The organism is Avibacterium sp. 21-595 (genome assembly GCF_023611905.1).
GTDB lineage: Bacteria > Pseudomonadota > Gammaproteobacteria > Enterobacterales > Pasteurellaceae > Avibacterium.
This window is the reverse complement of sequence record NZ_CP091455.1, coordinates 973472-987997: the sequence shown is the minus strand read 5'-3', so window position 1 is coordinate 987997 and position 14526 is coordinate 973472. Positions and strand designations below refer to the sequence as shown.

Below are 14526 nucleotides of genomic sequence, written 5' to 3'. Positions count from 1 at the left end.
TCAGCGTGGTTTCTTTATTTAAACACCATCTGTACTAAAAACATATAAATCACTGTTCCTGCAATGATGGAAAGAAACATATTCTTTTTCCAAAAATGTAACGCTAATACAATTCCCCCTGCAATAAAATCAGGTGCGCCAAAATAGGCCGTATTCATATCAATATTTTTATAACAATATACGACAAGCATACCGAACATTGCTGGCGGTAATACTTTACCTAAATAACGAATATATTCAGGAATAGGACGCTCAGCAGGAAAGATCCAAAAAGGTAACCATCTTGTTAATTGAACGGCTAACACAGCAAGAGAAATCGTAATAATTTGTTGAGTTAATGTCATTTTTCCACCTGTTCTAAGGTTACATTCAATTTTGCTCGCCATAAGGTTAAAACTAACCAAATAATCGCTAATGTAGGAAGAAGAAAATAATTTTTACCGACAACAAGCAAGCACAACGATGCCACACCAATACCTAATAACGAACTCTTATGTGATTTTTCCTTAAGCCAATTTTCTGCAAAAATCACTAAAAATAGTGCGGTCATTGCAAACTCAATGCCTTTGAGATCAAAAGGAATAATATTGCCGAATACATTTCCTAACAGTGCGCCTAACACCCAATAAATATGAAGATAAAGGCTGACAAAAAACATATACCATCCTTTATCTAAATGCGAAGGAATAGTCGCAACATAATTCAGTGAAAAACTCTCATCAACCAGTGAACTAATCAGATACCAACGTTTTTTACCTACACCACTGCCATATTTCTCCAACATAGAAATACTATAAAAAATTTGACGTAAACTCACCATCAAGGTTAATAAAAAAACATAAACGGGCGTGAATACCCCCATCAATGCCCCAGCAACAATAAACTCCACAGAGCCTGCATAAATCAGTAATGCCATTAAAAAAGGATACCAAGCATTAAAACCTAATCCTTTCATATAAAGCCCGTATGCAAACCCTAAAAATAAAAAACCAACCAACATAGGTAAAGAATAAGGGAATGCCGCTCTTGCGCTTTGCCAAATCTTATTTTGCGTTGCAATCATACTTATCTCGCTACTCTTCTAAAATGGATAATCCGGGCAAGGTTGAAAAACTTTGGGCTTTCACTGTCTCATAAAAATCCTCAACAAAGGCAACCTCTGTATCAGCTTCACGAAATGCCCCATAAAGATTACTATATAACCCTTGTGAAGTGATCTTTCTCGCGACAATATAGCCTCGATCTAAATAAGGTTTTGCTGCCCAAAAAGGTAATGCTGCCACCCCTCTTTTACTCGCTACAAGCTGAATAATCGCAATGGTCAATTCACTTGTTCTACGAGTAGGATTGATCCCCGCAGGCTGCAACACTTTTTTCAGCAAATCTAACATATCATCAGGAACGGGATAGGTAATTAATGTTTGATCAAGAAAATCCTCCGCCTGCCAAACCGCTTTATTGGCAAGAGAATGATCCTTCGCGCATAATCCTACCATCTCATAAGAAAATAACGGTTTATAGGTAATACCGACAGTCTCTTCAACCTCCGAAACCACCGCCCAATCTGCACGATGGGTTAATAATAGCCCAACAGGATCAGTATGAAAGCCAGAAACAATATCTAACTCCACTAAAGGCCAATGTTGGCGAAAACTATCCATTGCGGGCATTAACCAGTCAAAGCAAGTATGACATTCTACTGCAATGCGCAGCTCCCCCGCTTCCCCTTGCTTCACTCGTGAAAGATCTCGCTCGGCCTCAATAATTTGTGGTAACACTTCATTTGCTAATTTAATCAAACGCTCGCCAGCCGCCGTAAAGCGTAAAGGCTGACTTTTTCGCTCAAATAGCGCAAGACCATATTGATCTTCCAATAACTTTATCTGATGAGAAAGGGCTGATTGCGTTAAATAAATACGCTTCGCCGCTAAAGAAACACTCCCCGTTTCTTTTAATGCAATCAGTGTTTTAAGATGTCGAATTTCTAAAAATGTGGGTTTCATTAAATGGATTCATAGATATAAAACAAGATAATGAAAATTATACAACAAAAAAGCACCGCACTTTAATGATTAATATAAAGTGCGGTGGTTTTTATTTAAAAATTTATTAATTCTTATCTTTCATCATTGTTGGCATAACGAAATTTGTATATGGAGGAGAAATCTTTAAATATCCTTGATCCCCAGTTAGATCATTATTATTCACATACCCTAACTTACACGAACTGATCTCCTGCTTATAGCCAAAAAGATTGAGTAATAAAGTTGAAATTTGCTGATGAAATAAACGATCACATTGTGAAAAATCTTGATGTAATTGCTGTTGCAACACTCTGTCAGGGGTATATAACACTGTCGGCACAAGATAATTATCTTCGTCCATTGTTGCCTGAATATGACGCTCGGGGGTAACAAACTGCCCGTGATCAGAAGTATAAACAAACAGCCAATCTTGCGCTGATTGCTGTTCTAAATAATGAATAATGGCTTTCATTAGCTGATCGGTGGCATAAATAGTATTGTCATATTCATCATTTGCTGTTTTATCGCCAAATACTTTTTGCTCCGCAGTTAAAATCTTGCCATAAGGCATATGTGAACCGCGCTGATGTAAAATAATAAAATGATTACCTTCCTGTAAATTAATCTTTTTCAATAAGGGTAATAATTCCCTATCGGACATATGTTGTTTAAATCCAAAACCAAGATCTGTAGGATATTTCAGCTCATCAATCCACGTTTTTCCTAATAAATTAAGCAGATCCATATCCTCTTGCGACTGTGCAGTATAAAAATAAGTTTGATAACCTTGCTGTTTGGCTAAACGAAACAGATTTGTTGTACCTTTAGAAATTTGAGCTAATCCATTTGGATATTGAATCGCATTAAATAATGAAGGGAGTGTAATCACAGTAAGCAAGCCGGCTGAATAAGTTTCTTTTACAAGAGGCTGTGCATCAGATTGAGCGAATTGTGTTAAAAATGGTGTAGTCTGTCTATCCGCAAAATTATAGCCAAAGTAACTGACGTGTTTAGCACTTTCACTCTCACCAAGTAAGAAAATAATATTACGAACTTTAGGTTTACTTGCGACTTGTGGCTCTGCCATTTGATAATCAGGCACCACACTTAAATGCAAAAATTTATAGGGTAAAGTATGCCCTACAAATGAACTTAAACTAAGATAGTTTGTTTTAATTCGGCTATAAGAAAGTTTTGAATAAATAATGCTTTTACTCTCATCTAAAGCCACACGCACAATACCGAAAATCATCAAGAGAAAAAATACGCCATCAGCAATCCAAGAACGTTTACGTTGAAAACATAAAATAGAGCTGACAAAAATAACTTCTAACAAACCCCATAATGCGGGAAATAATGTCTTTCCAACCAATGAGCTAGTTGCCCCCATTACTTCGTGCCATTCTTTAAATAGCAAATATAAATTCATTGGCGTAACCCAGCCTTGATAAGCCGCATAATGGATATTGTTACCAATAAAACTCATTGCAAAGAAAGCAAGAAGCAAGCATTGCGCTACCCTTGATTTAACAAAATATAACAATGCAACAAATACCAAAATAAACGCATAATTCTCCGCTAACTTACCCATAGGCAAAGCTGGAACAGCAAACACAATGCGATAAAGTAATTCACTTCCGAGTAATAGCACACTGTATAACACAATGAGTGATAGGGCTTTTTTCATTTTGATGATCCTAAAAGATTAAAATGAGCGAGATTGTAGCACAACACAATGATTTATATAAACAAAGCACGCTAGCTAAAAAGTGCGGTGCTTTTTGAATAAATTTTTGCCATTATATGAATATTAATTTTATTCATACAAACTGTGAAAATTATGATATTGCATAATATAAAACCTTTCGGCATTATTAAACACAAGAAAGACGTTTAGACGTCTATTTGATTAATAATAAAGACAGGAGTTTGATTATGACAACATTTCATCTTTTAGGTTTTCCTCGTGTTGGAGCAAAGCGTGAGCTTAAATTTGCCCAAGAGCGTTATTGGCGTGGCGAGATTGCTGAGCAAGATTTATTGGATATCGCCAAAGCGCTACGTGAAATAAACTGGAAACACCAAGCGGCAGCAAAGGCAGATTATGTGGCAGTGGCAGATTTCACCTTTTACGATCATATTTTGGATCTACAGGTGGCAACAGGGGCAATTCCTGCACGTTTCGGTTTTGATAGCCAACAATTAACGCTTGATCAATATTTCCAACTAGCGCGCGGTAACAAAGAGCAATTCGCCATTGAGATGACAAAATGGTTCGACACTAACTACCACTATTTAGTGCCAGAATTCCACAAAAACACCGAATTTAAAGCCAATCCAGCTCATTATGTACAACAAATTCGTGAAGCAAAAGCGCTTGGTTTAACGGTGAAACCAACCATTGTTGGTCCATTAACCTTCTTACATTTAGGTAAAGAAAAAGGCGACGCGTTTGATCGCTTTACACTCTTAAATAAACTCGTGCCTATTTATGTGGAAATCCTAAATGCCTTAGCCGCAGAAGGCGTGGAATGGATCCAAATTGATGAACCTGCGCTTGCGGTAGATTTACCAGCACAATGGGTAGCTGCTTATCAGGCTGTTTATGCTGAATTAAGCGAAAAAGTAAACGCAAAATTACTTTTAGCCACCTATTTTGGTTCAGTGGCAGAACACGCGAACTTATTGAAATCACTCCCCGTAGACGGTTTACATATTGATTTAGTGCGTGCGCCTGAGCAGCTTGCCGCCTTTAGCGATTATGAGAAGGTACTATCCGCTGGCGTAATCGATGGACGCAATGTGTGGCGCGCTAATTTAAACCAAGTATTAGATGTGCTTGAGCCATTAAAAGCACAATTAGGCGAACGTTTATGGATTGCCCCGAGCTGCTCTTTATTGCATAGCCCTTATGATTTATCTGTGGAAGTGCAACTAAAAGAAAACAAACCTGCGCTTTATAGCTGGCTTGCTTTCACGTTACAAAAAGTACAAGAATTATCGGTCATTAAAACCGCACTTGAACAAGGTCGTACAGCCGTTCAAGCAGAATTAGATGCCAGTCAAGCTGCTGCTGATACGCGAGCCAACAGCACAGAAATTCATCGCCCAGAAGTCGCTGAACGTTTAGCCAATTTGCCAGAAGGGGCGGATCAACGTAAATCGCCATTTGCTGAACGTATTGCCAAACAAAATGCGTGGTTAAATTTACCTTTATTACCAACTACTAATATTGGTTCATTCCCACAGACCAGTGAGATTCGTCAAGCCCGTGCGCAATTTAAGAAAGGCACATTAAGCCTTGAAGACTACGAAGCCGCAATGAAAAAAGAAATTGAGCTGGTCGTGCGTGAGCAAGAGCGTCTGGACTTAGATGTGTTGGTACACGGTGAAGCAGAGCGTAACGATATGGTGGAATATTTTGGTGAATTATTAGACGGCTTCGCGTTTACCAAATTTGGTTGGGTGCAAAGCTACGGTTCACGTTGCGTTAAGCCACCTATTATTTATGGTGATGTAGTTCGCCCAGTGCCAATGACGGTTCGCTGGTCGCAATATGCCCAAAGTCTCACCAACAAAGTGATGAAAGGAATGCTCACCGGCCCCGTTACCATCTTACAATGGTCTTTCGTACGTAACGATATTCCACGCGCAACAGTGTGTAAACAGATTGGTGTTGCCCTGTCTGACGAAGTGTTAGATTTAGAAAAAGCAGGCATTAAAGTGATCCAAATTGACGAGCCTGCTATCCGTGAAGGTTTACCGCTTAAACGTGCGGATTGGGACGCCTATCTTCAATGGGCAGGCGAGGCATTCCGTTTAAGCTCAATGGGCGTGCAAGATGATACGCAAATTCACACACATATGTGTTATTCCGAATTTAACGATATTTTACCGGCTATCGCCGCACTTGATGCCGACGTGATTACCATTGAAACCTCACGTTCAGATATGGAATTGCTAAACGCTTTCGCCGATTTCAAATATCCAAATGATATTGGCCCCGGTGTTTATGATATTCACAGCCCACGCGTACCAAAAGCAGAAGAAATTGAGCATCTGCTACGTAAAGCGTTGAATGTTGTACCAAAAGAGCGTTTATGGGTGAATCCAGATTGTGGTTTAAAAACCCGTGGTTGGACAGAAACCTTACAACAATTAGAAGTGATGGTTGATGTGACGAAGAAATTACGCGCTGAACTCGCTCAATAAAAAATAGATAAAAAACCACCGCACTTTAAAAGTGCGGTGGTTTTTTATTGTGGTTTTTCGCACGAAAAAGCATAACGATCTTAGCGTTGCCTTTCTCTAAACCAAATGAACTGTTGCCAATAACATTATCCACACAATTGTCAGTGCAGGCCCCAGTAAACCAATGATTACCCCGCCTAAACGAAATTCAGATTGTTTGATCAATCCCGTACTAAATGCAATGGCATTTGGCGGTGTGGAAACGGGTAAAAACAAAGCGCAAGACGCACTTAACCCGATCACTAAAGGCAAAATCGTTGGGTTCGCACCTTCACCCCCTACCATTGCAAGTAATGATACCCCCATCGGGATAAGAATCGTTGTTGCGGCGGTATTACTCATAAAATTCGACAATAACACCGTGATAAAACCAAATAAAATCAGCAATAAGACAAAACTCACTTTAATATGGCTAATTTTATCAACAAAATGTGTGGCGATTTGCTGTTCTTCAATCGCAAGCCCTAACGCCAACCCACCTGCAACGAGCATTAGGGTATCCCAAGGTAAACGGCGAATATCTTTTGCCTCTAGCACGCCTGTCATTGTTAAGCCAACGATGGGAATGCCGGAAGCTGCGGCAACAGGAATGCCTATCCATTTAGAAGTCAGCCAACAAAATAGCGTGATCGCTAAAATAATTAGTACGATCGTTTTATGTAATCTTTCTTGGTTGGTTGTGTCTTCTTCATCTTGGGTTAAAAAATCAAAACGCAAAGGTGCCTGATGTTTTAATTTGTATTTATAAATTAACACCCGCCAGAAAATAAAGAGCAATAAAAATGCTAAAGGCGCGCCGACCATCATCCACTCTAAAAAGGAAATAGGATAACCCAATTTTTCTAATGCTCCCACGGCAATAGCATTCGGTGCAGAGCCAATAATTGTCCCCATTCCCCCCACCGAAGCTGCCGCAGGAATGCCTAATAGTAACGCTTTAGATAAATGCCCCTGTTCAGATAAACGCGAGAATAATGGGCTGATTGTGGCGATCATCATTGCCGTGGTTGCGGTGTTACTCATCACCATTGACATCACCGCGGTAACGAGCATTAGCCCCCACAGCACATAAAGGGGATTTGTGCCAAATTTTGGTAGCACAGCTTTTAACAACATTACATCAAGTTTGGTTTTCTTCATTGCTTCCGCAAGGAAAAATCCACCTAAAAATAGCCAAATCACACTATCTGACCACGTCTGCAAATATTTCATTGCATCATAGGCCTCACTTTTTCCCATTATCAGTACAAGAAACCCTACAATCAAAATACTGACGGAAAAAGGCGGAATGGCCTCTGTTACCCATAAACTAATGGAAAAAAAGAGTAGAAATAGCACATAATTTTGAATTTTTGTAAAACTTGCATCAGAAGCAAGCAAGGTAAGCAATAAGGCAAAAATAATAGAAAAAAGAAAGCAAAAAAATTTTTTATTATTTAAGGTTTGCATTCCTTGCCAATACTGTTTAATTCCCATATAAAACCTCAAACTGTTTGATTACCGCTTGTTTAATATAAAGAATTTACTTAGAATTTGCTGTGATCCCATTCAAATAAATGACTTCTTTGATTTATTTTTTCCGCTAAATTATTAATGAAAAGTTAAAATTACGACTCACTTTTTAACTATTTTTAATTTCTTGTTATCGACAATTTAACGCACACTTCCATACAAAAAATGAAAGCCAAATTATGTACAAGGGGCAAACAGTTGGGCAAGTGTGTTAGGCAAATTTGACATCGCAGAAGATTTTTTATTCTACCTTAAATGTCTTTTTTCTTTGGGATTAATCACGAATTTCGCTCGTTGAACGACCTACTTTCTTTTGCTTGCTCAAAAGAAAGTAGGCAAAGAAAAAAGCCCCCGACTAAATTGCTTGTCCTCATTCCAATAAAATTTTCTTAACGAAAAGTAAGCCTGATGTTCGCTTCGCTCTCGCTCGGCGTGACTTTTCTAAAAATTTTCTTTCCATTCGGGCAATTTACACGGGAGATTAATTCTTTATTTCTTCTACATTTTATTTAAAATTCATACAAATATAGAAAGTAAGTTTTATTTTTCCATTTTTTAACTAAAATGCGGTGATTTTTCAATAAATTTTAAAAAATCCAAAATTTCCACCGCACTTTAAATTTAAGCCAACCACATTCCCCGTCCAAACCGCCCGAATGGCAATAAAATTTTTAGAAAAGTCACGCCGAGCGAGAGCGAAGCGAACATCAGGCTTACTTTTCGTTAAGAAAATTTTATTGGAATGAGGAAAAAGCGGTTTGAGCGGGGTTCCCTTTTCTTTGTTAACTTTCTTTTGGGTAAGCAAAAGAAAGTTAGTTGCTCAAAGAGCAAAAAGAGATAGAAAAAAGTCATTATTTCTATTCTAGCAATTTACTGTTACCCCAATGTATTAATCACACTCAAAATCCGCTTATCTGAAATAGGATATTTCGTCCCTAATTGTTGAGCAAATAAACTTACTCTTAATTCTTCTATCATATAAGGAATTTCCGCCACTTCTGCTGGGATTGGCTTCGATTTTGGCAGTTTGAGTAATAACTGCTGATACGCGTTTTGTACGTTTTCTACTCTTAGCATTGCGGCGCGATCACGATTAGGATCTTGCAGTAATTTATCCATACGTTTATCAATAGCTTGCAAATAACGCAATAAATCGGGTAAACGTTGATAGCCTGTTTTCTGTACAAAATTTGGATAAATCAGATGATTAATTTGCGCTTTAATATCTGAAAGTGCAAAAGCTAAGGTGAAATCCATTTTGCCTTTTAAACGTTTATTGATTTCAAAGACCCGTGTCAATATTTCTTCAACTTGTTTGGCAATTTCCACCGTGGTTTCATTTAAATTTGCACGAATATGCTCTTTTAAGCGCTCGAAATCCTGCTCATTCCATACAAAACCGCCAAAATCTTGCACTAATTTATCCACTGCACAAGCAATACAATCGTCAATTAATTCCAGTACCTTACCAAAGGGCGTGAAATAGAGTCCCAATTTTGATTTATTCGGCAGTTTTTCGTGTAAATATTTTATTGGTGATGGAACATTGAGTAATAATAAACGGCGTAGCCCCTGTTCCATTGCCACTGCTTGTTCAAATTCTGTTTCAAACAATTTAATTCCCACAGACTCTTTTTCATCCACAATGGCAGGATAGGCTTTGATGGTAAAGCCTTGTTTTTTCTGTTCATAATATTGCGGTAACTGATCGAAATTCCATAAATGAATACCAGTTTGTTCAATACCTTCATCTGCAACTGCTGACAACGTTTCTTGCACTTGCTCTTTTAAATGGACTTTTAATTCATCTAAATTTTTACTTTCAGTAATTTTTTTCCCTTTCTCATTGACGACACGAAACGTCATTGTTAAGTGCGGTGAAATTTGGCTTGAATTCCATTCATCAGGGGCAACATAAACGCCTGTTATTTTACGCAATTCCGCAGAAAGGGTTTCTAACAACGGTTTATCTAAATCATTCACCCGCCCAAGAAAGGCTTCCGCATAATTCGGCGCAGGCACAAAATGGCGGCGTAAGGTTTTTGGCAGGGATTTAATCAGCGCAATAATCAGCTCTTTGCGTAGCCCCGGAATTTGCCAGTCAAAACCTTGCATTTCTACTTGATTCAGCAATGGCAAGGGAATATGCACAGTTACTCCATCGGCTTCCATACCCGGCTCAAATTGATAGCTCAGTTTTAATTTTACGTTACCCTGATGCCAGAAATTCGGAAAATCTAACTCACTGACATTCGCATTGTCATTGGTAAGAAAGGCTTTTTCAAAATTAAGCAATTCTGGATCTTGTTGGCGAGCTTTTTTCCACCAAGTATCAAAATGCTTTTGCGACACCACTTCCGTGCCAATGCGTTGATCATAAAAGTCAAATAATGTGCGTTCATCAACTAAAATATCTCGACGACGGCTTTTATGTTCCAATTCTTCCACTTCGCGGATAAGCTGTTGATTTTGTAAGAAAAAGGCGTGTTTAGTGTGCCAATTTCCTTCAACTAATGCTGATTGAATAAAGATTTCTCGGCTGACAATCGGAGCTATTCGTCCATAATTGACTGGACGACTCGCCACAATTGGCACGCCATAAAGGGTTACTTTTTCATTGGCAATCACTGCCCCTTTAGCTTTTGACCAACGTGGCTCAGCATAAGATTTTTTCACTAAATGTTGAGCTAAAGGCTCAATCCATTCAGGATCAATCTCTGCCACCATTCTCCCCCATAGTTTTGAGGTTTCCACTAATTCTGCGGCAATACACCATTTGGGCTGTTTTTTAAATAGCACAGAATTCGGAAAAATAGCAAAATGGGCATTTCTTGCACCTAAATATTGTTGCTTCTCCGCTTCTTTCATACCAATATGAGAAAGTAAGCCAGCCAACAGTGCGGTGTGAATTTGAGTATATTCTGCTGTTTGCGAATTAATCGGCAAACCTATTTCACGCACGGTTAAACGGATTTGATGATAAATATCCTGCCATTCACGTACACGGATATAGTTCAAATAATCTTTCTGACATAAACGGCGGAATTGATTTTTACTCAGTGCCTTTTGCTGTTCTTGCAAATAATTCCATAAATTTAAGAAAGCCAGAAAATCAGATTTTTTATCCGCAAAACGGCGATGTTTTTCATCAGCTGCTTGTTGTTTTTCTTGCGGGCGCTCTCTAGGATCTTGAATAGAGAGTGCGGCTACAATGATCATTACCTCGTGTAAGGCGTTACTATTTACTGCGCTGAGTAACATTTTTCCCAAGCGTGGATCAACAGGAAGTTGCGCAAGCTGTCGCCCAATTTGGGTGAGCTGGCGTTTTTCGCCTTGTTTGGTTTTCACCATTTGAAAGGCTTGTAATTCTTCCAATAATTTAATGCCATCTTGGATATGGCGTTTATCGGGAGCATCTACAAAAGGAAATGCGCTAATATCATCTAGCCCGAGTGCCGTCATTTGCAAAATCACCGAGGCTAAATTTGTGCGTAAAATTTCAGGATCAGTAAATTCTGGACGTTGGTTAAAATCCTCCTCTGAATAAAGGCGGATACAAATCCCTTCTGATACACGTCCACAACGTCCTTTACGTTGATTAGCCGAGGCTTGTGAAATAGGTTCTATCGGAAGACGTTGTACCTTTGTACGATAGCTATAACGAGAAATGCGTGCGGTTCCCGGATCAATCACATATTTAATACCCGGCACGGTCAGTGAAGTTTCAGCGACATTCGTTGCCAATACAATACGATTTAAGCCACTTGGGTGAAAAATTTTATTTTGTTCTTGTGCCGATAAACGTGCAAAGAGCGGTAAGATTTCAGTATGTTTTAGTTGCTGCTTTTCTAATGCTTCAGCAGTATCGTGAATTTCACGTTCACCGTTCAAGAAAATCAAAATATCGCCCCGCCCTTCTGCTTGCAGTTCATCAACTGCATTGAGAATAGCTTGAATTTGATCTTGTTCTTCCGTTTCAATCACAGGACGATAACGCACTTCAACAGGGTAAGTTCGCCCTGAAACTTCAATAATGGGGGCATTATTAAAATGGCGAGAAAAACGTTCTACATCAATGGTTGCTGAGGTGATAATAACTTTTAAATCAGAGCGTTTTGGTAATAGCTGTTTCAGATAGCCAAGAATAAAATCATTGTTCAAACTGCGTTCGTGCGCTTCATCAATAATCAAGGTATCATATTGATTTAAAAAAGGATCACTTTGGATTTCGGCTAATAAGATCCCATCAGTCATCAATTTAATTTGAGTCTCATCGCTAATTTGATCATTAAAGCGCACTTTATATCCCACCAATGAGCCTAATTCACAGTGTAATTCTTCTGCAATACGCATTGCAACACTGCGAGCGGCAATACGACGTGGCTGAGTATGCCCAATTAGCCCTTTTTGGCCCAAACCTAAATCAAGACACATTTTAGGTAATTGCGTGGTTTTTCCTGATCCCGTTTCCCCCGCAATAATCACCACTTGATTTTGCTTAATGGCGTTTAAAATTTCATCTTTGCGCTGACTGACCGGTAAATTTTGAGGAAATTCAATTTTCCCAACCGCTTCTTGACGTTGCTGTAAACGTGCCTGTGCTTGCTGAATTTGTAGTTGGATTTCTGCCGCCACTTTTTCTTGCGTTTGGGCATTTTTGATTTGATGTAACCCTTTAATTCGCCCTTTCAAACGGCGATAATCCACGTTCATTATTGCACTTAATTGAGTGAATAAGGCTTTTTGTAATGGGTTAAATGGTTGTTTGTGTTTTGTATTTTTCATTAGTTTTATATCTGAGATCACGCTAGCTTTTATCAAGCGTAAAATAATCAATAGCGTGAATGATTTTCAAGGTTTTCTTGTTATGTATTTGTGGGCAAGTTTACTAAAAACAATCAAAAAATAAATAAAATTTGCACCGCACTTTGGTCTTGGCTTAAGGCATCGTAGAACGCCTGTTCCGCCGTGTTAAGGCCTAATTCTTGCTCTTTGCTGAGCTGATCTTGCAATTCTTTTGTAAGCTTCAATAATTCTTTAAGCGCCTCGATCATCGTTAAATTATGCGCATTATATTAATTCAGTGCTTATTTGTATTTTATCTGAAGCTCTTCTCGTCGTCATCAAGTATTGTTTGCGCTTCTTCCACCACTTGCCCAAAGTTATCACTTTCATTTAAGCGGATTTCACACAGTTCATAGAAAATCGGTACAGTCGCCCTATCATCCAGTACACATTGAATGTCATAAATAGAAATATATTTGCCGAACACATCTTACGTATCGCGATCTTCCACTTGAATTGGCGTTTGACAGGAGTATTATTAAATAAATAATTAGTTCTATTTAAAATTAAAGTATCTGATACATACAGGAGCTACTATATGTCTAGTAATGAAATGAGAATATATACGCCAAACTTTAATAACGATAATATTGATTTTTTAATTCGCTATGTAAAATCAAAGAACTGTTGTAAAGAGACTATTCAAATAAATTTGGATAACTGTACCATTCAACGCATGGAGCGTTTAACCGAGCAATCCACATTAGATGATGTAAAAGATGTTGGTTTATATCCGTTGTACAGATTGCTTAATGAATGCCCCAAGATAACTATGGCTGCATTAGGTGTACAGGAAATGCCTACCTGTTATGTATCTAATGCTCAAAAAGCATATAATTTATTTTGTGAAAAATTTTGGAGAGGATATCAAGATGATCCATTAGCAACAGATAAGAGTATTATTGAAAATGAAGGAAAATTTATCTTTTCGAATCTTAGCTTAAATGAAAAGAAAGCATTAGGATCTTTTTATCTACCTTATTTACTTATCCAGCAAATTTACAAATCAGATTTTGTTATGCCCGGGATTAAAAAATTTGAGAAATATTTATGGGGTATTTCTTACTATTTAGATATGATTTCTGGGTTTGAAATGGAAGTTGCTAAATATGCCTTTTGGGATATAGAAGAAAAAGAAATTCATCAATTACCAGAAGAAATACGTAATCGCAGAAAACTAATTAAGAATAATTTTTGCAAAGAAAAAAATACTTTGGAATCGATACAAGCATCAGCTATGAATGCAGCAATGGATACATATTGGATTCGATGTATAGGTTTTGGTACGGTTCAAAAAGAAAAATTACCTGATGGATATACTATTTCAGAGCATTGGTTAGCAACAAATGATAACAAGCTTTATGCTATTGCAAATGACATAAAGCCTATGAAAACATCACAAGGTTTTGGTCATTCTCTTGAAACAGTTAGGGAACCAGAGCTATTAAAATTCGACTATTGGAATGAAGTCGATAAGTTCGCTAACAATTTATTAGAAACGAGAAAATTTCAACAAAATCAATTTAACTCGAAAATAGAAAATATTGAAAAATATGTTTCGGAAATAGAAGCTGAAATAAAAAAACATCTTAGTAATTAAAATTAAATTGATGCCGTCTAAAAAATTTTTTCAGACGGCATTTTTTTAGTCTACTTTATCACTCAAATTCAGCAACTCTAACAATTTCACATTGTGTTTGTGCTTTAATTCCACCTTATTATCAAAAATTGCTATGTTATAGTTTTCCTTAGAAAAGATGTAGTGATATGGCATTTTCTCATTTAAAAAAGGAAAAACTCAAAAGAATTGAAAAAACAAAACTATCTATTACTACCAAATACTAATGTTCGATACTAACGAACACTTTGATTTTCTCTCTATTTTTAGCATAAA

Annotated in this window: 9 protein-coding genes and 1 pseudogene; 2 read left to right on the top strand and 8 right to left on the bottom strand. The window is 37.7% G+C overall.

Annotation, left to right across the window (positions count from 1 at the left end):
• Window positions 1–14 precede the first annotated feature (14 nt).
• The 4 genes from L4F92_RS04645 to L4F92_RS04630 all read right to left on the bottom strand — a co-directional run bounded on the left by L4F92_RS04645 (window position 15) and on the right by L4F92_RS04630 (window position 3711).
• Window positions 15–344: a branched-chain amino acid transporter permease gene (locus L4F92_RS04645; protein ID WP_250364385.1), complete on the bottom strand. Its 330-nt coding sequence runs from the start codon at window positions 342–344 to the stop codon at window positions 15–17.
• A complete protein-coding gene (locus tag L4F92_RS04640) occupies window positions 341–1063 on the bottom strand; it encodes an AzlC family ABC transporter permease (RefSeq protein WP_250350471.1) in 723 nt (240 codons plus the stop codon). Before L4F92_RS04640 ends, L4F92_RS04645 begins: the two co-directional genes overlap by 4 nt.
• Before the next feature lie 10 nt (window positions 1064–1073).
• Window positions 1074–2003, bottom strand: a complete 930-nt coding sequence (locus L4F92_RS04635) for a LysR family transcriptional regulator (protein WP_250350472.1) — start codon at window positions 2001–2003, stop codon at window positions 1074–1076.
• Window positions 2004–2109: 106 nt separating this feature from the next.
• Window positions 2110–3711 (bottom strand): phosphoethanolamine transferase, encoded by a 1602-nt coding sequence (locus L4F92_RS04630; RefSeq protein WP_250364384.1) that lies wholly within the window; start codon window positions 3709–3711, stop codon window positions 2110–2112.
• A 248-nt stretch (window positions 3712–3959) separates the two neighbouring features.
• Here L4F92_RS04630 and metE point away from each other — a divergent pair, with 248 nt between their 5' ends.
• Window positions 3960–6236, top strand: coding sequence for a 5-methyltetrahydropteroyltriglutamate--homocysteine S-methyltransferase (gene metE, locus L4F92_RS04625; protein WP_250364383.1), 2277 nt, complete (start codon window positions 3960–3962; stop codon window positions 6234–6236).
• Window positions 6237–6332: 96 nt separating this feature from the next.
• Here metE and L4F92_RS04620 read toward each other — a convergent pair whose 3' ends face one another.
• The 4 genes and pseudogenes from L4F92_RS04620 to L4F92_RS11115 all read right to left on the bottom strand — a co-directional run bounded on the left by L4F92_RS04620 (window position 6333) and on the right by L4F92_RS11115 (window position 13059).
• Complete coding sequence (locus L4F92_RS04620; RefSeq protein ID WP_250364382.1) at window positions 6333–7751, bottom strand: SLC13 family permease; 1419 nt, start codon at window positions 7749–7751, stop codon at window positions 6333–6335.
• 912 nt (window positions 7752–8663) lie between these two features.
• The gene (hrpA, locus tag L4F92_RS04615) at window positions 8664–12572 is read right to left on the bottom strand and encodes an ATP-dependent RNA helicase HrpA (protein WP_250364381.1); all 3909 of its coding nucleotides are present in this window, start codon (window positions 12570–12572) and stop codon (window positions 8664–8666) included.
• Window positions 12573–12685: 113 nt separating this feature from the next.
• A pseudogene (locus L4F92_RS04610) lies at window positions 12686–12850 on the bottom strand (type I restriction enzyme endonuclease domain-containing protein); the annotation flags it as partial.
• A 35-nt stretch (window positions 12851–12885) separates the two neighbouring features.
• The gene (locus tag L4F92_RS11115; RefSeq protein WP_442778758.1) at window positions 12886–13059 is read right to left on the bottom strand and encodes a hypothetical protein; all 174 of its coding nucleotides are present in this window, start codon (window positions 13057–13059) and stop codon (window positions 12886–12888) included.
• Between the two features lie 111 nt (window positions 13060–13170).
• Between L4F92_RS11115 and L4F92_RS04605 the strand changes: the two genes are divergently transcribed.
• Window positions 13171–14232 carry a hypothetical protein gene (locus L4F92_RS04605; protein WP_250364379.1) on the top strand — a complete coding sequence of 354 codons (1062 nt, stop codon included), beginning with the start codon at window positions 13171–13173 and terminating at the stop codon, window positions 14230–14232.
• Window positions 14233–14526 lie beyond the last annotated feature (294 nt).